The organism is Rhodanobacter sp. FW102-FHT14D06, from assembly GCF_043950705.1.
Lineage (GTDB): Bacteria > Pseudomonadota > Gammaproteobacteria > Xanthomonadales > Rhodanobacteraceae > Rhodanobacter.
This window is the reverse complement of sequence record NZ_CP170722.1, coordinates 2,520,931-2,544,007: the sequence shown is the minus strand read 5'-3', so window position 1 is coordinate 2,544,007 and position 23,077 is coordinate 2,520,931. Positions and strand designations below refer to the sequence as shown.

Genomic DNA, 23,077 nt, shown 5'->3' with positions numbered 1-23,077 from the left:
CACCAAAGGCCCATCTCATGTCTCGGCTCTTCCTGGCGGCGGTACTGGCCGCCGCCATGACGATCACCGCCGCCAATGCGAACCCGGCGACCAGCGGACCGACCGATGCCGGGGGTCCGCATCCCGCGCGCCTGCAAGGCGCGGCCTTGCTGCACCAACGCGAGGCGATGAGCTTCGGCGTGTTCTATTACCCCACGCAATGGCCGCGCAGCCAATGGCGACGCGACTTCGACGGCATGGCCAGACTCGGCTTCGACTTCACCCACATGGCCGAATTCGATTGGACCTACCTGGAACCGCAGGAAGGCCACTTCGATTTCGCATGGCTCGACCACGCCATCGACCTGGCCAGCAAGGCCGGGTTGCGAGTCATCCTGGGCACGCCCTCGGCGGCGCCGCCGAGCTGGATGGACGAGCGCTATCCCGAGGTCTACCGCGTGGACGAGCATGGCCAGCGCCATGAACACGGCATCCGCGCGGAAGTGTCCCTGGCCAATCCGAAGTACCGGGCGTTCGTGACCCGGCTGGTGACCGCCATGGCCGAGCATTACGGCCACGATCCGCGCGTCTGGGGCTGGCAGGTCGACAACGAGCCCGGCACCTTCCTCGACTACAGCGACAGCGCGCGTGCCGCGTTCCAAACCTGGCTGCAGAAGAAATACGGCAGCATCGAGGCGATGAATACCGCATGGGCCGGCTCGTTCTGGAGCACCCGCTATGGCAGTTTCAAGCAGGTGCATCTCCCGAATGCCACGCTCGCCGCCGAAGACAAGCTGAGCCCGCATGCGCAGCTGGATTTCGCCCGCTACCAGGCCGATGTCACCGCGAACTTCCTCGACGACCAGGCACTGATCATCAAGAAGTACGCCCGCCCCGGCCAATGGGTGACGACCAACTACACCAATGTCACCATCGCCACCGATCCGCGGCGCGCACATCATCTGGACTTCCCGACCTTCACCCTGTATCCGGTACAGGGCTCGAACGTGCTGGGCGGCAACAGCTACGAGATCGGCAAGCCCGCCAACCTGATGGAAGCCGCGGCGTATTTCCGCTCGATCAACGGCACCTTCGGCGTGATGGAATTGCAGCCGGGCCAGGTGAACTGGGGCGAGATCAATCCGCAACCGATGCCCGGCGCCGTCAGCATGTGGATCTGGCATGCCTTCTCTTCCGGCGCGTCCCTGCTCAGCACCTACCGCTATCGCCACCCGCTGCGCGGCAGCGAGATGTACCACGAAGGCATCGTCGGCACGGATGGCGTGACACTCTCGCGCACCGGGCGCGAATTCGTCGACACGATGCACGACATCAAGTCGCTCGAAACGCAGCTCGATGCCAAGGCCAAGCTGCCGGCACGGATGGCCGCGCGATACACCGGCTATCTGTGGAGCCACGACGTGTTCTGGGACCTGGAGATCCAGCCGCAAACCACCTTGTGGCACAGCTGGGCCTACCGCAACGGCTACACACTGGCCGTAAAGAGCACCGGCGCGCCGATGGATTTCATCGCCGAGGACGATGACTTCAACCGCTATCCGTTCCTCATCGCGCCGGCGTATCAGATGGTCAGCAAGGCGCTGGCCAGGAAGTGGCGGCGCTATGTGGAGCAAGGCGGCCATCTGATCCTGACCAGCCGCACCGGCCAGAAGAACGAACTCGGCCAGTTCCCCGAGGGGCCATGGTATGCACCGGTTCTCGATCTGATCGGCGACGATGTCGATGGTTTCGACATGCTGCCGCCCAGCGCCAGCGCCCAGGTGACCGCTGGCGGCAAGACCCACGAGTGGCACCGCTGGGCGGACATCCTCACCCCGCGTCCCGGCACCCAGGTGCTCGCCACCTATGCCGATCACTACTACGCCGGCAAGGCGGCGGCGACCACCCGCAAGCTGGGCAAGGGCAGCGTCACCATGATCGGCGTGTCGACCGATGACGGCGAACTGGAACGCGAGATCGTGCGCAGCGTCTACCAGCGCGCCGGCGTGGCGATCGAGGATCTGCCGAAGGGTGTGTTCGTCGACTGGCGCGGCGGATTCGATTTCATGGTGAACTACAACCCGCAGCCGTTTGCGCCCGTGCTTCCGCCAGCGGCGAAAATCGTGCATGGCCAGACGCCGCTGGCCCCGGCGCAGACGCTGATCTGGAAGGACACCTCGCCATGACGCGCGCGACATCCGTCTGCCATGGGGGAAGCCTGAATCCATGAGTGGCTTGATCGGACTCGACTGGGGCACCTCCAGCCTGCGCGCCTACTGGCTCGACACGGCTGGCGAAATCCGCGAGACGCGGACGCGCCCCTGGGGCATTCGCCATCTGCCCGATGGCGGCTTCGATGCCGCGCTGGCCGACATCACCGCAGGCTGGCCGCAGTTGCCCCGACTGGCCTGCGGCATGGTCGGCAGCCGCCAGGGCTGGATGGAAGTGCCGTACATGGACCTTCCCGCCGACACGGCGCAGCTCGGCAGCGCCGTCCGCAGCCTGCGCGCCCATGATGGTTCGGACGTCCATATCGTTCCCGGCCTGCGCAACCCGCAAAGCCCCGACGTGATTCGCGGCGAGGAAACCCAACTGCTGGGCGCCCTGGCCTTGCGCCCGGCACTGATCCCCGATTCCAGCTGGATCATGCCAGGCACGCACAGCAAGTGGGCCCGCGTCCGCGATGGTGCCGTGACCGACTTCTGTACCCTGATGACGGGCGAACTGTTTGCGCTGCTGCGGCAGCATTCGATCCTTTGTGCCGGCGTGGGCGATGCGGCGGCGAGTCCAGACGCGTTTGCGCGCGGGGTCATCGCGGCACGCGACAGCGGCAGCGCCGGAGGATTCAGCCGGCTGTTCTCCGCCCGCGCCCTGATGCTTGACGGTGTGCTGGCGCCGGACGCCGTGCCCGAGTATCTCTCCGGCCTGCTGATCGGCGAGGAGCTTCGCTCCGGTCTTGCCTCGAATCGTTTCCGCCATGACGCGCCGCTGCAGCTGATTGGCGATGCCGCGCTGTGCGCGCGCTATCGGCTGGCCGCGGTCCACTTCGACATCGACCTCGTCGAATCCCTGCCGGACGCCGCCGCGCACGGACTGTGGCAGATCGCCTGCGATATCGGCCTGATCGGCGCTGGCTCGTCCACGGCAGCCAAGGAAACTTCTCCATGCTGAGCTCCTGGCTCAATCCGCTGCCGCTGGTCGCGATCCTGCGTGGCATCGCCCCTGGCGAAGCCGTGAGCATCGGCCGCGTACTCGCCGAGGCCGGCTTTCGCATGCTGGAAGTGCCGCTCAACTCGCCGCAGCCGATGGAAAGCATCCGTCGACTCAGCCAGTCCCTGGGCGACAGCATTCTTGTCGGCGCCGGCACCGTGATGACGCCCGCGCAGGTGGCTGAGGTCGCTGCCGCCGGTGGTCGGTTGATCGTGATGCCGCACGCCGATACCGCCGTGATCCGCGCCGCCAAGGCGGCCGGCATGGTCTGCGTGCCCGGCGTCGCCACGCCCACCGAGGCCTTCGCCGCGCTGGCGGCCGGTGCCGACGGACTGAAGCTGTTTCCCGCCGACCAGGTGACGCCCGCCGGGCTCAAGGCCTGGCGGGCGGTGCTGCCAGCCCCGGCGGCGGTGCTGCCGGTCGGTGGCATCGCGCCCGGCAACATGGCGGCATGGGTTGCCGCCGGCGCACAAGGGTTCGGCATCGGTGCCGCGCTGTATGCGCCCGGCCTTGACGCCGATGAAGTCGCCAGCCGCGCCCGTGCCTTCGCGCAGGCGTGGGCAGCGGTCTCTCCAAAGTCCCAGGAACACCGTGCATGAAGATCACCAAACTCACCACCTTCCTGGTGCCACCACGCTGGTGTTTCCTGCGCATCGACACCGATGCCGGCATCTGCGGCTGGGGCGAACCGGTGGTGGAAGGCCGCGCGCATACCGTGGCTGCTGCGGTCGAGGAGTTGTCCGACTACCTGGTCGGCAAGGATCCGCGCCACATCGAGGACCTGTGGAACGTGATGTACCGCGGCAGCTTCTATCGCGGCGGCCCGATCCTGATGAGCGCCATCGCCGGCGTCGACCAGGCGCTGTGGGACATCAAGGGCAAGCATCTCGGCGTCCCGGTGCATGAGCTGCTCGGCGGTCCGGTGCGCGAGCGCATCCGCGTGTACTCGTGGATCGGCGGCGACCGCCCGGCGGATACGGCCAAGGCCGCCAGGGCCGCGGTCGAACACGGCTTTACCGCGGTCAAGATGAATGGCACCGAGGAGATGCACTTCGTCGACAGCTACGCCAAGGTCGAGCGCGTGCTCGAGAACGTGCAGGCCGTGCGCGAGGCGGTCGGCACGCACATCGGCCTGGCCCTCGATTTCCACGGCCGCGTGCACAAGCCGATGGCCAAGGTGCTGATGCGCGAGCTGGCACCGTACAAGCTGATGTTCATCGAGGAGCCGGTGCTGTCCGAACACCTGGATGCGATTCCGGAACTCGCCGCCATTGCGCCGGCGCCGATCGCGTTGGGCGAGCGGCTGTATTCGCGCTACGACTTCAAGCGCGTGCTGGAGCGCGGCGGCGTGGACATCATCCAGCCCGATCCCTCGCATGCCGGCGGCATCACCGAGACGCGCAAGATCGCGGCGATGGCCGAAGCCTACGACGTGGCGCTGGCGCTGCACTGCCCGCTGGGCCCGATCGCACTGGCGGCCAACCTGCAGCTCGATGCGGTCTGCCACAACGCCTTCATCCAGGAGCAGAGCCTGGGCATCCACTACAACGCCGCCAACGACCTGCTCGACTACGTGGTCGACCGCAACGTCTTCGCCTACGAGGGCGGCTACGTCGCGATTCCCGGCGGCCCGGGCCTCGGCATCGAGATCAACGAAGCCTACGTGAGCGAGCGCGCCAAGGTCGGCCACCGCTGGCGCAATCCGCTGTGGCGCCACGACGACGGCAGCGTCGCCGAATGGTGAGCATGCCCGCCGAGCCTTTCCCCGACCCCGGAGCCTGCTGATGCCTTCGTTCGCCAGCTATCCCAGCTTGATCGACCGCAGCGTGCTGATCACCGGCGGCGCCAGCGGCATCGGCGCGGCCTTCGTCGGGCACTTTGCGCGGCAGGGTGCGCGGGTCGCCTTCCTCGATGTGGATACCGCGTCGGCGCAATCGCTGCTCGACGGTCTCGCCGACGTCGCCCACCGACCGCTGTTCATCGCCTGCGACCTCACCGATCTCGCTGCGCTGGGAAAAGCGATCGCGCAGGCGCGCGCGGCGATCGGCCCCATCGCGGTGCTGGTCAACAACGCCGCCAACGACGTGCGGCATGAGTTCGCGGCCACCACGCCGGCCGAGTTCGACCGCAGCGTGGCGGTGAACCTGCGCCACCAGTACTTCGCCACCCAGGCCGTGGTGGCGGACATGGCCGCGCTGGGCGGTGGCTCGGTGATCTGCCTGGGCTCCACCAGCTGGCTGATCAAGAACGGCGGCTACCCGATGTACACCATGGCCAAGGCCGCCATCCACGGCCTGGTCGCCGGCCTCGCGCGCGAACTGGGCCGCCAGCGCATCCGCATCAACTGCCTGGTGCCCGGCTGGGTGATCACCGAGAAGCAGCAGCGGTTGTGGCTGGATGCCGCGGGCGAGGCCGAGATTGCCCGCGAGCAATGCCTGCCCGGCCACGTGCTGGCCGAGGATCTGGCCCGCGCCGCCCTGTTCCTTGCTGCCGACGACAGCCGCATGATCACCGCCAAGGATTTCATTGTTGACGGCGGCTGGGTGTGAGCGGCGCGGCGCGCGTTGTCGTCGATGCGGCCAACCAGCTTGGCGAGGGCGTGCTGTGGTGTCCGCGCACGCAGGCGCTGTACTGGACCGATATCCCGAACGCCACGCTCTGGCGCTACACGCCGCACGATGGCGCCACCCGCCAGTGGGCGTTGCCCGAGCGGCTGGCCTCGTTCGCCTTGTGCGAGGCGGACGGCTGGTTGCTGCTGGGGCTGGCCTCGCGGCTGGCATTCTTTCATCTGGACAGCGGCACGCTGCAACCCATCGTCGAGGTCGAGGCCGACCTGCCCACGCGGCTCAACGATGGCGTGTGCGACCGCCAGGGCCGCTTCGTCTTCGGCACCTTGCACGAGCCGCCGGCCGGCGAAACGAAACGCGCCATCGGCAGCTTCTACCGCTTGAACGCCGACCTCTCGCTGCAGCGCCTGCCGCTGCCGACGGTGGCGATCAGCAACAGCCTCGCCTTCAGCCCCGACGGCGGCACCATGTATTTCTGCGATTCGCCCACGCGGCGCATCCAGTGCTGCGACTACGCCGCCGACGGCACGATCGGTCCGCCGCGCAGCTTCGTCGACCTGCGCGGCATCGCGGGCGAGCCCGATGGCGCGACGGTGGACGCCGACGGCGGCCTGTGGAGTGCGCAATGGGGCATGGCACGCGTGGTGCGCTACCGCGCCGACGGCAGCGAGGACAGCATCGTCCGCCTGCCGGCCCGGCAGCCCACGCGACCGGCGCTGGGTGGCGCGGCGCTGGACACGCTCTACATGACCAGCGCGCGCGACGGCCTCTCGGCCGATGCGTTGCGCGACGAGCCGCTGAACGGTGCCGTGTTCGCCACCGCCGCCGGCGTGCGCGGCCTGGCCGAAGCGCGTTTCGCCGGCATGCCGGAGGCGCTCCTGTCGCCATCGTAGGCCCCGCTCGATCCTCTCTATCCACACCGCCGACCGCATTCCGAACCTGGGGAGAATTCATGAACGCCATCGCCGCAAGCGCCATCGTGCGACCGAAGACAACCGCCGTTTTCACCTGCGCACTGGCCGCGCTGGCCGGGCTGATGTTCGGCCTGGACATCGGTGTCATCTCCGGCGCCACCCAGTTCATCCAGACAGAGTTCCAGATCTCCGACCACATGATCGAGTGGATCGTCAGCGCGATGATGCTGGGCGCGGCGATCGGCGCGCTGGGCGCGGGCTGGATGTCGGCGGCGCTGGGGCGCAAGCGGTCACTGATCCTGGCTGGCGTGCTGTTCGTTCTCGGCTCGCTGCTCAGCGGCGGCGCATGGTCGCCGGAGGCGCTGATCGTGGCCCGCGTGATCCTGGGCCTGGCGATCGGCGTGGCCACTTTCACCGCGCCGCTGTACCTGGCCGAGGTGGCGCCGGAGAACATCCGCGGCGCGATGATCTCGCTGTACCAGCTGATGATCACCATCGGCATCCTGGTGGCGTTCCTGTCCGATACCGCGTTCAGCTACAGCGGCAACTGGCGCTGGATGCTGGGCATCATCGCGCTGCCCGGCGTGCTGTTCCTGCTCGGCCTGTTCCTGCTGCCGGACAGCCCGCGCTGGCTGATGATGCGCGGGCGCAAGCAGGAGGCCACCGGCGTGCTGCAGAAGCTGCGCGGCGACACCGACCATGTCGCGCGCGAAGTGGCCGACATCGAGGAACAGCTGAAGACGCCGCAGCGCGGCTGGCACCTGTTCCTGCAGAACCGCAACTTCCGCCGCTCGGTGGGGCTGGGCGTGCTGCTGCAGGTGATGCAGCAGTTCACCGGCATGAACGTGGTGATGTACTACGCGCCGCGGATCTTCCGGGACATGGGCTACGCCACCGCGGCGCAGATGTGGTTCACCGCGATCGTCGGCCTGACCAACGTGCTGGCCACCTTCATCGCGATCGGCCTGGTCGACCGCTGGGGTCGCAAGCCGATCCTTTACACCGGCTTCGCGGTGATGGCGCTGGGCATGGGCCTGGTCGGCACGATGATGCACCTGGGCATCGCCACGCACGGCGAGCAGCTCTTCACGGTGGCGATGCTGCTGCTGTTCATCGTGGGCTTCGCGATGTCGGCCGGCCCGCTGATCTGGACGCTGTGCTCGGAAGTGCAGCCGCTGAAGGGCCGCGACTTCGGCATCGGCTGCTCCACCTTCACCAACTGGGTCGCCAACATGATCGTGGGCGCCACCTTCCTGACCCTGCTCAACAGCATCGGCAACGCCGCCACGTTCTGGCTTTACGCGGCGCTCAACGGGGTGTTCCTGCTGATCACCTTCTGGCTGATCCCGGAGACCAGGAACGTCACGCTGGAGCAGATCGAGCGCAACCTGATGGCCGGCAAGCCGCTGCGCGAAATCGGGCAATAAGGCACGCCTGGTCACCGCATCCGTCGCCGTTTTCCGGGGGTAACGCATCATGGCCGCAACATCGGCAGGGAAGAACGAACCGGGCCTGCGTCGCGTGCTCGGCACCAGGGATCTGGTGCTGTTCAACATCGCGGCGATCGTCGCGTTGCGCTGGCTGTCGATGGCCGCCCAGGTGGGGCCGTCGAGCCTGCTGCTGTGGCTGCTGGGACTCGTCGGTTTCTTCATCCCCCTGGCGCTGGCGGTGCTCGAACTGAGTTCGCGCGTGCCCGGAGAGGGCGGCCTGTACCTGTGGTCGAAGGCGGCGTTCGGCGACATGCACGGCTTCATCGCCGGCTGGACGTACTGGGTCTCCAACCTGGTCTATTTTCCGTTCGCGCTGCTGTTCAGCGCCGGCATCTTCCTGCATGTCGGCGGCGACCGCTGGCTGGCGCACGCCGGCGACAGCAGCTACCACCTCGTCTACTGCCTGACGGTGCTGTGGGCCGCGACCGGGCTCGGCATCCTCGGCCTGGAACGCGCCAAGTGGCTGCAGAACATCGGCGGCATCGCGACCTGGTCGGCGGCGGCGCTCATCCTCGCCGCCGGCGCGCTGGCCGCGTACCGCTTCGGTCCGGCCACGACGATCACCGCGGCGAACGTGATGCCGGACTTCGGCAAGCTCGCGACCTTTTCCACCTTCGCGACGATGGCCCTCGCCTTCCAGGGGCTCGAACTCGGGCTGATACTCGGCGGGGAAATCAAGGATCCGCGCCGGCAGATTCCGCGCGCCACGCTGATTTCCTGCGTGGTCATCGCGGCCATCTATATCGCCGGCACGGCATCCCTGCTGATCGCGCTGCCCGCCTCGACGATCGACATCATCGCCGGCATTCCCCAGGCACTGTCCGCGATCGGCGAGCGGATCGGCCTGCCGATATTCGGCCCGCTGACCGCGGCACTCGTCACGGTCGGCACGATCGGCTCCATCTCCGCCTGGGTCACGGGCACGGCGCGGCTGCCCTTCGTGGTGGGCGTCGACCGCTACCTGCCCGCCGCGCTGGGCCGCCTGCACCCCAGGCATGGCACGCCCCATGTGGCCTTGATCACCCAGGGCATCCTGGTGTCGCTGGTGCTGGCGGCGGCATTGTCCGGCGCCAGCATCCACGAGGCCTATATCATCCTGGTCGACATGACCGCGATCATGTCGCTGCTGCCGTTGCTCTACATCCTGCTGGCCTTCCCGCTGCTGCGCCGCCGCGCCGCCGGTCGCAACGAAGGCGTCAACCTGTCGCCCGGCGGCACCCTGGGTTGCTGGCTGGCCGGGCTCACCGGTTTCGCGGTCACCTCGCTGGCGATCGTCACCTCGATGATCCCACCCGCCAACAGCAGCAATCCCGGCCTGTTCCTGCTCAAGGTGGTGGGCGGCTCGGTGCTGCTGATCGGCATCGGGCTGATGTTCTACCGGCGCGGCCAGCGGCGGCAAGAACAGATGCGCCCCGCCCCCTGAAACGGCCAAAGCCCGCCGCAAAACGGGCTTTGGCATGGAGCGCGACCACGGGTCCACGTTCCGACGCGCCTGCAGGCTGCAAACCCGCAAAGACGTTCGACGCCGACCCACTTGCGCAGTCAGGCAGTGCAAGGGTGATCGCAGCGAGGCGGGATCGACGGCAGGGCGCCGGCTGACGGCTCAGGCCAGGCTGTCGTGCGGGCGCCCGCGCCTGCCGGGTTCCAGCGGCACGGGGCCGCGCGGGTCGCTGCGGGTGGCGACCGTCGCGACGAGATCGGCGTCGATGGCCAGGCACTGGTCGGCCAGCTCCGCCACGCTGGCCCGGTGCGACACCACGACGAGTATCGTCTGCGGCAGCCGGCGTTTGATGGCGGCAAGCACGTGGATTTCGGAGGCGGCGTCGAGCGCGCTGGTTGCTTCGTCGAGCACGGCCAGGAAAGGTTGGCGCAGGATCACCTGGGCGAGCAGCAGTCGCTGCAGCTCGCCGCCGGAGAGCCGGCTCGACGTGCCGTGCAGCACGGTGTCCAGCCCTTGCGGCGAAGCGGCCAGTCGCGGGCCGAGGCCGACGTCCCGCAGCGCGGCTTGCATCGCCGCGTCATCGGCCTCGGGCGCGGCCCAGCGCAGGCATTCGCGCACCGAGTGCTGCCACGGCCGCACGCTCTGGCTGACATAGGCGCCATGCCGCACGAGTTCCCGGTATTCGCCGAAGTCGATGGCGCGTCCATCCACGCGCGCGGCAAAAGCGCCGGGCATGCTCATGCCGGCCAGCACGTCGACCAGACTGCTCTTGCCGATGCCGGAGTCGCCGCAGACCAGGGTCAGTTCACCCGGCCGCAGACTCAGGTGACGGACGTCGATGCCGGCAAGCGGCGGCGCCAGCTGCATCCGCTCGACGTGCAGCGCGCTCCGGCCCGACGGCGTGGCCGGCGACGGCGCCGACGGCGCACGCACCGCGTCCAGGTTCATGTAGCGCTGCCACAGCGCGAAGGCCGGCACGGCCGAGCGCAATTGCTGGAAGCACTGCCGCGTCGATACCAGGTAGGGCAACAGGCGCCCGAGCAGCAGGCACACCGCGATCAGCGACGACTGGTCGACGCCGTTCCAGCGCCAGGCGAGCACGAAGACGGCGGCGATCACGACCGCCGCCAGCAGTTCGAGCACCAGCCGGCCGGCCGCCACCAGCTCCAGCTGGCGCCGGTAGCCATGGCCCAGCGCCGCGGAAATGGCGCCGTAACTCTTCTTCTCCGCATCCGCGCGCTCGAACGAACGGATGTGGCGCAGGCGTCGCGGAAAATCCTCGCTCAGCCAGAACAGCCGCGTCATGTCGGCGACATAGCGACGGCCGACCTGCGACTGTTCGCGGCCGAAGCTGCGCGACGCGACCAGCGCGAAACCGACCAGCAGGGGTGCCGCCAGCATCAGCGGCGGCGACACCCAGAACGCGAAGGCCAGGCTGACCACCGTGGTGACCCCGGCGACCAGCAACTGCAGCAGCGCGGCGAAGCCCTGGGTGAGGAACTCGACGTTGTAGGTCAGGACGTTCGCGATTTCGGCGGAGGTCGAGTCGGCCAGCGAGGCGAGTGGCGCATCGACCAGCCGCGCATGCACCAGACGCCGCCGGGCCACGCCGTAACGGCTGGTCAGCCGCGCACCGAGCCACGCGACCAGCCAGCGCAGCACGGCGAAAGCCGCGGTGGCCGCCGCAAACGCGGTGGCCCGCCTCTCGACGCCACCACCGGCGTCGAACATGCCGCCCGCCAGTTGCAGGGGATGCCCCGGCTGCACCAGCGGCACCAGCAGCACCGCGGCGAGGCTGCCGGCCAGTGCCGCCGCCAGCGACAGCACGACATAGGCGACGATCTCCGCGACGTCATCCGCCGTGAGCGTGCGGGCGAGCGAACGCAGCAGGTCGAGCGTGCGGCCGGGCGCCGAGGGTTCGTCAGGCATCGCTGCTGATCCGGGTGGATGGCCCGCGAGCGCGCCGCGGTGCGGAGACGCTCCGTCACGATCGACGGCAGCGCCTCGTCACCGCGGGCGACCGCGATGGCGGTGAGTGCCCTCCGGCACGCACACGGTTGCATCGTCACCCGGTCAGGCCGGCGCGCACGTCATTACCTGCGCGCCGGGGTTCCGCTTACGGCGCCTTGCCGGCGTGCAGTTTCTGCACGATGGCCAGTGCCTCTTTCACGTGCTCGTCGGGGCGCAGATGATCGGCCTCCGAGGAAAGCGTGGCGACGATCTTGCCGTCGCCGGCGATGACGAAGGTCGTGCGCGGGATGAAGGCGTGGTCGATGGCCATGCCACGCACGTCCTTCATGCCCGGGCGTGCCTTCATCGCCTCCAGGCCGTAGGAAAGCGCGACCTTGACCTCGGCATCCGACGCGACCGGGAACTTGCCGGCGCAGTAGTCCGGGTCGGCCGAAAACACGTCGAGCCGGTCGATGCTGTCGGCCGACACGCCGATGATGGTCGCACCGGCGGCATCGAACTTGTCCCGGTTGACCGCAAACGTGTGCGCTTCGAGGTCGCAGCCGCTGGTATAGGCCGAGGGATAGAAATACACCACCACCGGCCCCTTCTTCAGCGCGTCGGCCAGCGAGAAGGTGAACTGCTTGCCGGCCTGGCTGGCCTGGGCGGTGAAGGTCGGCGCGATGGTGCCGGGGGCGAGCACGGCGGCGGTCGCCGTCGCCGAAGCCAGCGCGAACAGCGCGGCCACTGCCATCGATCCCGCGAAATGCATCTTCATGGTCGTAGTCCTCGTGAGGGGTTCGTGGTCTGCCGGAGGTGGAACGTGAGCCCGGGGAAACCCCAGCTTACTCGCCGCCGCGTCGGCGGTCGGTGGCGCAAGGCGGTCACCCGTCGCCCAGCAATCGGCGCAACGCCGCCACGCCATCCCGCGGATGGTCGGTGCGGCGCAGCTCATGCACGCCCAGCGCCGCCATCTTCTGTTCGAAGCGGGCCCAGCCCGGCTGCCCGGACGCATACGGCTGGGTGGCGGCCAATCGCGCGGCGACCTCCGCCACCGGCACGGCACGCAGCACCGCGGCGCGGTCGGCGGCAGGCTCGCCGCAAACCAGCACGGCACCGACCAGCTGCAGCGGAGCCGTGGCGAGCCGGCCGGGCCCGAGCCGCAGGTCGGCCTCGAATTTCTGCACCCCGCTGCGGCGGCAGATGACCGGCGCCTCGCCGATCCAGCGCCGGGCGCCGGCGTCCTCGACGAAGCGCAGCGCATCGGCCTGCACGTGCAGGTAGTTGGCCACGCCGGTGGCGAGCATGTCTTGCGGCGCCACGAACACCGCGTCCTCGGCGAGAAAATCCAGACCCTGCAGCAAGGCCTGCAGGGCCAGCGTCGACTTGCCCGAGCCGCTGGCTCCCAGCAGCAAAATGCCCCGGCCCTGCCACCCCACGCAGGCACCGTGCAGCGGAACCAGTCCCTGCCCGCGCGTGGCCAATGTGAAAACGGCGAACTCGATGAGTTCGTAGCGAAGATGGTAGGGCCGCTCCAGCATGTCGACGGATGCCACCACCAGCGCCCGCTGCTGCGCGGGCGCCAGCACGACGTAGTTCGAGGCGTCCATCACGCCGCAGATCACCCCCGCGCCCGACTGCATCTGCACCGGCGGCGGCTCGCCCGCGGGCGGCGAAGCCCGCGGCGGAGACAGGCGCAACTCGATGCGGAACTCGGGTATCGCCATCGACACGCGGTGCCGCGGCAGGCCGCCATAAGCGGCCTCGACCAGATGCAGCAGTGCCTCGCTGGCGCTGCCGAAACAGAAACGCCCGCCGAGTATCCGCCGGCGCACGACACGGCGACCGACCGATCGCTCGCCGAACGGGTCGGCGCCGGCATCAGCGCCATGGAAAGTCGATGCCATCGCCATCGAACGAGTTGCCCAGCGCGGGGGGAGTTGCACGGTGCGGCGAATCCGATGGCGGTGGTCTGCTGCTGAGTGCGCAGTCGCCGCGGAAAGGTTGCACGCCAACCAGCTTCGCCCCGCAGGGCAACCGAAGCCGCACGCCGCGGCACTCACCTGCCGGCAGCATCGACGACGGGGCCGGTTTCTCCGCCGTCGATGCTGAATTCCGCGGCGACGTTCGAGGCCCTTTCGCGATGCTGAAGATCCAGGTCGGTCACTCCTATTTCCTGAGGTACGACCCCAAGCAATGGGAACGCGGCAAGCCCTATCCCCCGCTCGCCACGATCCAGATTGCCGCACTCCTCCGGCAGATGGGTCACGAGGTCACGCTGTTCGACGCGATGCTCGCCGATGGCGTCGAGGATTACGAAGGCGCCGTGCGTGCCGCGCAACCGGACGTGGTGGTTCTCTACGAGGACAACTTCAATTACCTGACCAAGATGTGCCTGGGCCGCATGCGCGAGGCGGCGTGCCGGATGATCGCCCAGGCGCGTGCGCGCGGGGCCCGCGTGATCGTCGCCGGTTCCGACGCCTCCGACCAGCCGGACCCGTTTCTCGACGCCGGCGCGGACGCCGTGTTGATGGGCGAAGGGATTGCGGCGCTGCTCGAACTGACCGGGCGGCTGGCGCGCGACCCAGCCATCGACGACCGCCCCTGGCTCGACGGCGTCGCCGGCATCGCGACGCGGGTGGACGGCGCGACCCAGGCGCGACGCATGGGCGCGATGCCGCCGGATCCCCGGCTGATCGGCTGCCCCGCCTGGGACCTGGTGGACGTCGAACGCTACCGGAACCTGTGGCACGAGCGGCACGGCTACTTCAGCCTCAACATGGCCGCGTCGCGCGGCTGCCCGTTCCGCTGCAACTGGTGCGCCAAGCCGATCTGGGGCAACCACTACAAGCAGCGCAGCGCCGACGACGTGGCGGCGGAAATGATCCACCTGAAGCAGGCGTTCAAACCCGACCACATCTGGATGGCGGACGACATCTTCGGCTTCCATGTCGACTGGGTCGCGCAGTTCGGGGCTCGCCTTCGCGCCGCCGGCGGATCGGTTCCGTTCACCATCCAGACCCGTGCCGACCTGATGAGCGAGCGCATGACCGACGCGCTTGAACAGGCCGGCTGCGCGGAGGCGTGGCTGGGCGCGGAAAGCGGCAGCCAACGCGTGCTGGACAGCATGTCCAAGGGCACCCGGGTCGCCGACCTGATTGCGGCGCGGGTGCGGCTGGGCCAGCGTGGCATCCGCGTGGGCTTCTTCATCCAGCTCGGTTATCTGGGCGAGCAGCTGGACGACTTGCTGGCCACCCGCGAGCTGGTGGCGCAGGCCGCGCCCGACGACATCGGCGTGAGCGTCTCCTATCCGCTGCCGGGAACCAGGTTCTACGACAAGGTCAAGGCCCAGCTTGGCGACAAGACGCATTGGCGGGACAGCGGCGACCTGGCCATGATGTTCCACGGCGCCTACGACTCGGATTTCTACCGCAGCGTACGCGACCTGCTGCACGAGCAGGTCACGCTGCAGCAATTGAAGGCAATCGACTCGCTGGAGCATCACCGGCAGGCGAGCGCGGCACTGGACGCCAAATGGGACGCGCTGGTCGCGTCCGAACGGGCGCATCGTTGCGACGACGCCACGCCCTCGCCGTCCCAGGCCCCGCGAATCGACATCCGGCTGCTGCCTCATGCTGCCACCGCTCAACGTCGTTAGGGCCGGCCTGCGCCGCACCACCGAGACGCTTGCCGCAGAGCTGGCGCGGCCCGGCGGCGCCACGCCGCCGTGGAGCGATCTCGAATGGCAGCTGGCCGCCGCCGCCGCTGCCGTGCACGGCGTGTCGCCACTGCTATCCAGTCTCTCCGCGTGGCGGCACCCGCCATGGCAGGCGTTTCTGGCAGAGCAGCGCGCGCATGTCGAGCATCGCCATCGGCGCATCGAGACGCTGCTGCAGGGCATCGATGTCGGCGCCCGTGCCAGCGGCATCGCCATCGTCGCGCTGAAGGGTTGCGCCCTGCACGCGCTGGGCATCTACGCGGCCGGCGAGCGGCCGATGGCCGACATCGACCTGCTGGTTCGCGAGGACGATGTCGCGCCGGCGATCGGGCTGCTGCAGGAACTCGGCTACGTGGAGTCGTTCGCCGCGTGGAAGCACCGGGTGTTCAAGCCGGCGACCGGCGCGCCCTTTGCCGGCCTGGGCGAGCACCGCGACACGCCGGTCAACATCGAGCTGCACACGCGCATCCAGGAGCGGCTGCCGGTCACTGCGGTCGACATCACCGTGCGCATCCGTCCGCCGCAGCCGCAACCCGGGCTGAACCCCTACCCGTCGCCCGGCGCGCTGATGAACCACCTGCTGCTGCACGCCGCGGGCAACCTCTGCAACCGCAGCCTGCGCCTGCTCCATCTGCACGACATCGCGCTGCTGTCGGCGCGCCTGTCCGCGCGCGACTGGGACGTGCTGTGGGACGAGCACGCCGACGCGCCCTGGTATGCGCTGCCGCCGCTGCTGCTGGCTGCGCGCTACTACGGCGATGTGGTTCCGCCAGATGCGCTTGCGCGACTCGCCGTCGACTGCCATCCGCTGTTGCGGATGGTCTCGCGCCGCCAGACGCTGACCCGCGTTTCCTCTTCGGAGCTGTGGCTGCATGCGCTTCACGGCATGGAGTGGTCGCGCTCCCCCGGCGAACTCGCACGCTGCCTCCGCCAGCGGATCAGGCCCACGCCGGAAGCCAGCCGCGAACGGGCCGACATGGTGCGCACGCAGCTGTGGCTGCAGCAGGGCCCGGCCTGGGCTGGCCTGTCGCAGCGGCGGCGCATCCTCGCCTGGCTCACCCGACCGGTGCCGCGGATGGACACCATGTTCGCGGTGCGCGCGGCGCTGGAACCACCGCTCCACGCACCGTAGCAGCCACCGATGCCGCGAACGCAGCCAGCGATGGACGCCTCGCCCGCCCGCCATGCCGCGGACGCGGCGGCGCTGGCGGAGCTGCGCCTGCACTGCCCCCGCTGCAGGACCTCGATCGACATGCTGGCTTGCCCGGCATGCGGCTTCGTCATCGCCGTCGAGAACGGCATCACCCGTGCGCTGCCGCCGGAATCGGCCGCGCACCTGGCACGCTTCATCGCGGATTACGAGCGGATCAGGATGGCGGAGGGCCGCGGCAGCGAAAGCGAGGCGTTCTACCTCGGCCTGCCCTACCGCGACACCGGCGGAACGGATCGCGACCAATGGCGGATGCGCGCGCGCAGCTACGACTACATCGTGCGGCATCTGCTGGAAGGCAATCGCGTGCTCGATCTCGGCGCCGGCAACGGCTGGATGAGCTATCGCCTGGCCCTGGCCGGCTACCGGCCGGTGGCGGTCGACCTGCTTGCCCATGACCGCGACGGGCTGGGCGCGGCCCGGCATTACCGGGCGCGGCTGCCGGCGCTGTTCCCGCGCTTCCAGGCCGAGATGCGCCGCCTGCCGTTCGCCGACGCGCAGTTCGACACGGCCGTGTTCAACGCCTCGTTCCACTACGCCGAAGACGGCGAGGCCTGCCTGCGCGAAGCACTGCGCTGCGTGAAAGTCGGCGGCACGGTGATCATCGCCGACACGCCGTGGTACGCCCGCGATGAAAGCGGCCGGCGCATGCTCACCGAGCGTCGCGAGGTGTTCCTGCGCCGCCACGGCATCGCGGCGGATGCCATCGCCAGCCTGGGCTACCTCACCGACGAGCGGCTGCGCCGTCTGGCGGATGCGCTGTCGATCCGGTGGGAGGTGCATCGCCCGTGGTACGGCCCGCGCTGGGCAATGCGCCCGCTCATGGCGAAACTTCGCGGCCGCCGCGAGCCTTCACGGTTCCGCCTTTACCTCGCACGCAAGCCCGCGTGATCCGTGTCCACGGACGCGCCGGTACAGCACTTCGAACAGGCGCGCGGTGCAGTCGGCGTCCTCCGCCAGCGCCAGGCACTGCGCGGCCGCGGCCATGCGCTGCCGCAGTGGTTCGTCGGCAAGCAGCTGCCGGATGCCATCGGCCAGCGCGCCCGCGTCACCGACAGGCACGCTGCACGCCGCCGCGGGCGACCACTCCACGAAGTGTCCGACCGCCGTGCCCACCGCCGGCACGCCGGCCACCGCGGCCTCCAGCAACACCAGCGGGCCGGCTTCATGCTGCGACGACATCACCAGCAGGTCGGCCGCTTCCAGCCACGGACGCAATTCGCGTTGCGTCTTGAAGCCGAGAAAATCCACGCAGTGTTGCAGCCCGAGCTGGCGCGCCAGCCGCTGCGTCTCGCCACGCAAGGTATCCACGCCGACGATGGCCATGCGGAAAGCCGGGCCGTCCTCGCGCAGCTTGGCCAGGGCACGCAGCAGGGTCGGCTGATCCTTCACTCGGTTGAGGCTGGCCACATGGATCAGCCGCGCCGGGCCGACGCTGCGCGCACGCGGCGCGAGCGGCGGCCAGGCTCGCAGGTCGACGCCGAGCGGCACACGTTGCGCCTCGATGCCGAGCACCCGCAATGCGTCGATGATCGGCGCGCTGGCCGCGGTGACGACATCGGCGGCGCGCAGCACGCACGCCTCGCGCAGCCTGCCCTTCCACTTTCGGCGCCCGCCGTAGCCGATCGCGTGCAACGCAACCAGCTCGCCGCCGGCGACATGCACCAGGCTGGGCAGCCGCAGCCATTTCGCCGCGGCGACGGCAACCAGGCTGCACGAGCCTGAGAAGATCGCGTGGACCAGGCCGAACGGCGCGCGGCGATGCTCGGCGCGGACCGCCGCGATCGCGCGCAGGCGCGTCCAGCCGGTGCCGATGTTGTGCACGGTGGCGCCGGCGAGTTCCCAGCGACCGGCCACCGCTTCCTGTTGCAGCGCGAAGACATGCACCTCATGCATGCGCGCCAGTCGTTCGATCAGCGCCAGCAAGGCGGGGATCACGCGGAACTCGCCGCCGCGATCCACCCCGCCCGGCACCACCAGCGCGAGTTTCACGACGCGCCCCGGCGCCGGTCCTCGCGCACTTGCGCGTACGCCTCGGCCCATTGCCGGCCCACGGCGGCGAACGACAGCGCGGCGTCGAAATGCGCGCGCACCCGTGCCGGCGGCATCCGGCTCGACCCGACGTCGAGCAGGGCCGCGACGAGCCCCGCCGCGTCGCCGCAAGGCCACAGCTTGCCGATGCGGCCGCCATCGGTCAGCGCGCGGAACGACGGGATGTCGGTAACCACCGGCACGACGCCGCAGGCCAGCGCCTCCAGCAGGGCGTAGCCGCTGCCTTCGGCATGGCTGCCCGAGACGAACACGTCGGCCGCCTGCATCAGCTGCTCGACCTGCGCATGCGTCACCTTGCCCAGCAGATGCACGCGGCCGGCGAGCCGCGGATCGCCAACGATGCGCCGGCGCACGTCCTCCAGCAGCGGCGCATGGCCGAACACGCACCACAGTTGCAGGCCGGGCAAGCGCGTCGCCGCTCGCGCCACGCCCTCGAGCACGGTCAGCGGGTCCTTGTTGCGGTTCAAGTGGCCGACCCACAGCACGCAGGGCTCGCCGTGAAGGCCGGTTTCGGCGCGGGCCGCGGCGCGGTCGCCAGGCGTGAAGCGGCTGCTGGATTCCGGTATCGCGAACACCCGCATGCGCGGCCCGAACATGCCGGCGACGGCGAACGCCTGCGCCTGCTCGCGCGCGGTGAAGGCAACCCCCGTGGCGGCCGCATACCAGCGCCGCCAGCGCCGGCGGCGCCACCAGCGCGGTGCCCGGTCGGCGTGGTCCTGCAGGATGATCGGCAGCTGCGGCAGGCACTGTGCGATCGCGAAGGCGTCCTCGGCAAAACCCAGGCTGTGCCCGTGCAGCACGTCGGCCCGGATGTCGCCGAGCAGGCTGGCGAAGCGGCGGCCCCGGTTGGTCGCCGTTTCCAGTCCGCGGATGTCGACGAAGTGGTAGTCGATGCCGCCACGCGTGATCCGCTCCTCGCGCGCCGCCGCCTGGATCACCGACACGCGGGTGCCGGCGCTGGCGGCCGCCTCGGCGATGTCCGCCAGCGAGTGCCACCGTTCCAGCACCTCGGCCGGCGCGAGTCCCGCCGGCGCGGGCAGGAAATTGAGCTGCGCGACGTGCACGGCGCGCACCGCGCTAGAGGCCCGACACCTGCGGCATGCGCAGGCGCACCAGGCGGTTGGCCAGCTCCAGTTCCCACGGCCGATCGTACCTGCCGTAGCGATAGCGCCAGAGCGCCATCGCGCTCAGGCTGCGCTTGGCCCACGGCGGCGAGCGCAGGTCCTGCACGGTGGGAAAGCGGCAGCGCAGCACGGTGACGAAATCCCGGATGCGCCGGCGCAGCCGGTCGTCGAGCCAGGGCGCGTCCGCGTGGCAGGTGTAGTCGACCCAGCGCGGCTGCGCCCATTCCTCCGCCGTCGTCGGGAACACCACCGGCGCGCCATGGAGGTCCAGCAGCGGCTTGCCCGGCCGCCTCGCGCGGTCCTGCTCGTGCCGGCTGTTCTCCGGCAACGGCGTGTAGACGTAGATGACGATCTCGGACTGCGGATTGATCCGCTTCAGCGCGCGGATGAACTCGAAGGTGTGCTCGGTCTCCTCCTCGGTGTTCTCCGGCGGTGCGACCATGAAGGACAACTCGGGGATCACGCCGTGCCGGCGGCACAACTCGACCACCGCCATTGTCTGATCCGGCCGCGTGCCCTTGCGGATCTCCTTGAGCATCTGGCCGTTCGGTGATTCCGCGCCGATGTACGCCATCCGCAAGCGGCTCTTGCGCACCAGCCTCCACGCCTCCTCCGACAGGTTGAGCAGCGCGTCGGCGCGGGCGAAACACCACCAGGGCATCTCGAACCTGGCCATCACTTCGAGCAGCGGCAGCATGTCCCGCTCGCGGTCGAAGAAATTGTTGTCGAAGTACTGCACCGAATCCGCGCCCAGCTCGTGCTTGAGATAGCCCAGGTCGCGCTCGAGTTGTTCCGCCGCCGGCAGCACGGTGGTGCCGCCGAACATCGCGGCCACGCCGCAGAAGGTGCAGCGGAAGCGGCAGCCGACCGACGCCTGGTGCGCCACGGTGCGGCGGCCGAGATAGGTGCGCGCCAGGTAACGCCGCGGGTCGCCGAGCTTGTCGTAGGGCAGCACCATGCCGTGGTCGGCCAGGCTGAAACGGCGATTCGGGTTGTGCACGACCGCGCCGCCGCGCTTCCACGACAGCCCGCCGATGGTCGCCAGCTTCGCGTCGGCCTTGCCGTCCAGCGCGGCAATCAGCTCGGGCAGGGTTTCCTCGGCCTGCCCGCGCACCGCGTAGTCGACGTAGGGCGCAGCCAACGCGGCGTCGGGGTTGAGCGTGGGGAAATAGCCGCCCCAGATGATCGGCACCGCCGGGAAGCGTGCGCGGATCGCGCCGGACACGGCGATTGCCGGCGCCAGTTGCGGGCCGCCCATGACGCTGACGCCGACGGCGTCGAAGGCGTCCTGTTCCATCGCGCGCAAGGTGTCGCTGACGAAATCGCGGTCGACGTTGCCGTCGATGATCTGGCTGTCGTGGCCGTTGCGCTCCAGCGCCGCCGACAGGTGCAGCAGCGACAGCGGAAAGCGCGCGCTGCGCCGCGAGGTGATGGTCGGGTTGATCAGCAAGGTGCGTGAGGCAAGGGTCATGGCAGGAGCCTGCGAATTCGGGGAGTCACGGCTCGCGCCGCAGCTGGAACACCAGTGCCACGGGAACCTCCAGCGCGGTGCGGTCGAAGCGCGCATCGGCGGGGATGCCGGCCGGGTCGAGCATCGGTTCCAGTACCTGTTCGATGCGCAGCCCGAGCGCGGCGCAGGCCGCGTGCCAGTGGCTGTACAGGTGCTGCGTGTGCTGCACGGCGTAGTGCCGGCCGTCCGACTTGAAATCGCGCAGCCAGCCCAGCGCATGCCCGATCGGATGCACGTCGCTGCACAACAGCGTGCCGCCGGGCCGGGTCACCCGGCGCAGCTCGGCGAGCGATCGCTGCAGATTGTCGAGATGGCCGACGACCAGGCCGCAGAGCGTCAGGTTGGCCCGCGCATCGGGTATCGGCAGGGCTTCGAGGCTGCCTTGCACCAGGTCGATGTCCGCGGCGGCCTGCCACCGGGCCAGCTCGGTGCCGGCGCGCGCGAGCATCGGCGCCGACAGATCCACGCCGATCACGCGCGCCGCGCCACGTCGCAGCGCGTGCAGCATGTAGCGCCCGCTGCCGCAGCCGACATCGAGCACGGCCGCTCCCTGCAGCAGGTCCGGCATCAGCGCGAGCATGGCGCGCTCCTCCGCCTGCATCACCGGGTTGTGGGCGCGGGCGGGATAACTGGATGCCCACAAGGCATACGCCTCGGCCGGCATCAGCATCGGCAAACGCGGCAGCATGGCTAGCCGGCCTCCATGACGAGATCGCGCGCGTGGTGCGCGGCTACCAGTTCGAGGCCGGGTTCGAGCGCCACCAGCGCCGCTTCGGCCAGCGGCCTGGCCAGCAGTTTCGGTCTGCCGTCCAGCGTCACCGGTACGGCGTCCATGCCGGCGACGTCGAACCATTCGGCGAAATCCGGATCGGCGATGCGCGGCACGCCGTGGCGCACCACCGCCCGGATCTCGCTGCGCGAGATGCCGACCAGGCCGCAGCGTTCGTCGCCGCCGCGATCCTCGACGATCACCAGGTCCGCCGGCGCGCCCGGCGCCAGGCTGCCGCCGGAGGGCAACCGCAGGATGCGCGCGGCCTGGCTGGTGGCCAGGCCGAGCAGCTGATCCGGGCTCAGCTCGCCGCGCGCGGCGATGCCGCGCATTTCATCGAGCAGGTCGCGGGCACCGCTGAGCCGCGAGTCGCTGCCCAGGGCAAGCCGGCCCGCCGCGCACAGGCGCTGCGGGTCCAGCGAGCGCCCGAGCAGGTTGCGATTGCTGGTCGGACACCAGACCACCGCCGCGCCGCGCTCGATCACCCGATCGATGTCCCGCTCGCTCAGGCCGACCCCGTGGACCAGCACGCTGTTCGCCGCCAGGCAGCCCATCGCGTCGAGCCGGGCCAGTTCCGCCTGCGCGATCGCGTCGGTGCCTTCGGCCAGGTGGATCAGCCAGGGCCGGTCGGCGGGCGTGGCGGCGAAACTCTGCCGGATCGGCGGGCCGTAATCGGGCCAGCCCAGCGCATAGCTCCAGCCGTAGTCGCGCAGCACCGCAACCGGGAAATCCGGCTCGTCGAGCGCCGCATGCCAGGGGTCGTGATGCGCCACGCAGGTGGTGCCGGCAAGCAGGTTCTTCAGCGCGCCGTGGCGCAGCCGCAAGGCCTTCGGCACCTGCAGCGCGGCGATCACCGCCGGCTCCCCGAAATGCGTCCGGAAGGCGGCGATCCACGCATAACTGTTGGGAAACGGCGCGCGGGCTTGCAGCGGCGGCACGGCGTTGACGTGCAGATGATCGTGCGCGTTGATCAGCCCGGGAAAGGCCAGGTGGTCGCGCAGGTCGATCCGGTACGCCCGCGCGGCCAGCGAGGAACCGATCCGTCCGGCGCGGATCGGCAGCGGCACGCGCGAGCTGGCCTCCGCGGTGACCGAAACGGCCCGGCACAAGCTGACGTCCATCGCGGCCTGCAGGAAGTCCATG

19 protein-coding genes are annotated in these 23,077 nt (G+C 69.7%); 11 read left to right on the top strand and 8 right to left on the bottom strand.

The window, feature by feature from the left end:
• Positions 1–17: 17 nt before the first annotated feature.
• From ACFCQI_RS11375 to ACFCQI_RS11340, 8 genes are read left to right on the top strand one after another with little or no spacing between them, the layout of a single operon-like run.
• Positions 18–2,165 carry a beta-galactosidase gene (locus ACFCQI_RS11375; RefSeq protein ID WP_395116750.1) on the top strand — a complete coding sequence of 716 codons (2,148 nt, stop codon included), beginning with the start codon at positions 18–20 and terminating at the stop codon, positions 2,163–2,165.
• A 40-nt stretch (positions 2,166–2,205) separates the two neighbouring features.
• Positions 2,206–3,150, top strand: coding sequence for a 2-dehydro-3-deoxygalactonokinase (locus ACFCQI_RS11370; protein ID WP_395116748.1), 945 nt, complete (start codon positions 2,206–2,208; stop codon positions 3,148–3,150).
• Complete coding sequence (locus ACFCQI_RS11365; RefSeq protein WP_395116746.1) at positions 3,144–3,788, top strand: 2-dehydro-3-deoxy-6-phosphogalactonate aldolase; 645 nt, start codon at positions 3,144–3,146, stop codon at positions 3,786–3,788. Before ACFCQI_RS11370 ends, ACFCQI_RS11365 begins: the two co-directional genes overlap by 7 nt.
• Positions 3,785–4,933: a galactonate dehydratase gene (dgoD, locus tag ACFCQI_RS11360; RefSeq protein WP_395116743.1), complete on the top strand. Its 1,149-nt coding sequence runs from the start codon at positions 3,785–3,787 to the stop codon at positions 4,931–4,933. Before ACFCQI_RS11365 ends, dgoD begins: the two co-directional genes overlap by 4 nt.
• Positions 4,934–4,973: 40 nt before the next feature.
• Positions 4,974–5,738 (top strand): SDR family NAD(P)-dependent oxidoreductase, encoded by a 765-nt coding sequence (locus tag ACFCQI_RS11355; RefSeq protein WP_395116741.1) that lies wholly within the window; start codon positions 4,974–4,976, stop codon positions 5,736–5,738.
• A complete protein-coding gene (locus tag ACFCQI_RS11350) occupies positions 5,735–6,649 on the top strand; it encodes an SMP-30/gluconolactonase/LRE family protein (RefSeq protein WP_395116739.1) in 915 nt (304 codons plus the stop codon). The genes ACFCQI_RS11355 and ACFCQI_RS11350 overlap by 4 nt, the downstream gene beginning before the upstream one ends.
• A gap of 59 nt (positions 6,650–6,708) precedes the next feature.
• Positions 6,709–8,097 carry a sugar porter family MFS transporter gene (locus ACFCQI_RS11345; protein WP_395116737.1) on the top strand — a complete coding sequence of 463 codons (1,389 nt, stop codon included), beginning with the start codon at positions 6,709–6,711 and terminating at the stop codon, positions 8,095–8,097.
• Positions 8,098–8,146: 49 nt separating this feature from the next.
• Positions 8,147–9,583, top strand: coding sequence for an APC family permease (locus ACFCQI_RS11340; RefSeq protein WP_395116735.1), 1,437 nt, complete (start codon positions 8,147–8,149; stop codon positions 9,581–9,583).
• 180 nt (positions 9,584–9,763) lie between these two features.
• Here ACFCQI_RS11340 and ACFCQI_RS11335 read toward each other — a convergent pair whose 3' ends face one another.
• The 3 genes from ACFCQI_RS11335 to ACFCQI_RS11325 all read right to left on the bottom strand — a co-directional run bounded on the left by ACFCQI_RS11335 (position 9,764) and on the right by ACFCQI_RS11325 (position 13,458).
• The gene (locus tag ACFCQI_RS11335; protein ID WP_395116733.1) at positions 9,764–11,530 is read right to left on the bottom strand and encodes an ATP-binding cassette domain-containing protein; all 1,767 of its coding nucleotides are present in this window, start codon (positions 11,528–11,530) and stop codon (positions 9,764–9,766) included.
• Between the two features lie 187 nt (positions 11,531–11,717).
• A complete protein-coding gene (locus tag ACFCQI_RS11330) occupies positions 11,718–12,329 on the bottom strand; it encodes a peroxiredoxin (RefSeq protein WP_395116731.1) in 612 nt (203 codons plus the stop codon).
• A gap of 106 nt (positions 12,330–12,435) precedes the next feature.
• The gene (locus tag ACFCQI_RS11325) at positions 12,436–13,458 is read right to left on the bottom strand and encodes a serine kinase (RefSeq protein WP_395116729.1); all 1,023 of its coding nucleotides are present in this window, start codon (positions 13,456–13,458) and stop codon (positions 12,436–12,438) included.
• A 236-nt stretch (positions 13,459–13,694) separates the two neighbouring features.
• Here ACFCQI_RS11325 and ACFCQI_RS11320 point away from each other — a divergent pair, with 236 nt between their 5' ends.
• The 3 genes from ACFCQI_RS11320 to ACFCQI_RS11310 are packed head-to-tail and all read left to right on the top strand — an operon-like array spanning position 13,695 to position 17,370.
• Positions 13,695–15,209, top strand: coding sequence for a B12-binding domain-containing radical SAM protein (locus tag ACFCQI_RS11320; protein WP_395116727.1), 1,515 nt, complete (start codon positions 13,695–13,697; stop codon positions 15,207–15,209).
• A complete protein-coding gene (locus ACFCQI_RS11315) occupies positions 15,184–16,401 on the top strand; it encodes a nucleotidyltransferase family protein (RefSeq protein WP_395116725.1) in 1,218 nt (405 codons plus the stop codon). Before ACFCQI_RS11320 ends, ACFCQI_RS11315 begins: the two co-directional genes overlap by 26 nt.
• A gap of 30 nt (positions 16,402–16,431) precedes the next feature.
• The gene (locus ACFCQI_RS11310) at positions 16,432–17,370 is read left to right on the top strand and encodes a methyltransferase domain-containing protein (protein WP_395116723.1); all 939 of its coding nucleotides are present in this window, start codon (positions 16,432–16,434) and stop codon (positions 17,368–17,370) included.
• Here the strand turns inward: ACFCQI_RS11310 and ACFCQI_RS11305 are convergent.
• Genes ACFCQI_RS11305 through ACFCQI_RS11285 form a run of 5 tightly spaced genes read right to left on the bottom strand, consistent with a single transcriptional unit; the run spans position 17,332 to position 23,076 of the window.
• Positions 17,332–18,471 (bottom strand): glycosyltransferase family 4 protein, encoded by a 1,140-nt coding sequence (locus ACFCQI_RS11305; protein ID WP_395116721.1) that lies wholly within the window; start codon positions 18,469–18,471, stop codon positions 17,332–17,334. The two genes, ACFCQI_RS11310 and ACFCQI_RS11305, sit on opposite strands and share 39 nt — an antisense overlap.
• Positions 18,468–19,604, bottom strand: coding sequence for a glycosyltransferase family 4 protein (locus ACFCQI_RS11300; RefSeq protein ID WP_395116719.1), 1,137 nt, complete (start codon positions 19,602–19,604; stop codon positions 18,468–18,470). The genes ACFCQI_RS11305 and ACFCQI_RS11300 overlap by 4 nt, the downstream gene beginning before the upstream one ends.
• A gap of 4 nt (positions 19,605–19,608) precedes the next feature.
• Complete coding sequence (locus ACFCQI_RS11295; protein WP_395116717.1) at positions 19,609–21,126, bottom strand: B12-binding domain-containing radical SAM protein; 1,518 nt, start codon at positions 21,124–21,126, stop codon at positions 19,609–19,611.
• Positions 21,127–21,151: 25 nt separating this feature from the next.
• Entirely contained in the window at positions 21,152–21,853 is a 702-nt protein-coding gene (locus ACFCQI_RS11290) for a class I SAM-dependent methyltransferase (RefSeq protein ID WP_395116715.1), read from the bottom strand.
• A gap of 2 nt (positions 21,854–21,855) precedes the next feature.
• Positions 21,856–23,076: an amidohydrolase family protein gene (locus ACFCQI_RS11285; protein ID WP_395116713.1), complete on the bottom strand. Its 1,221-nt coding sequence runs from the start codon at positions 23,074–23,076 to the stop codon at positions 21,856–21,858.
• Position 23,077 lies beyond the last annotated feature (1 nt).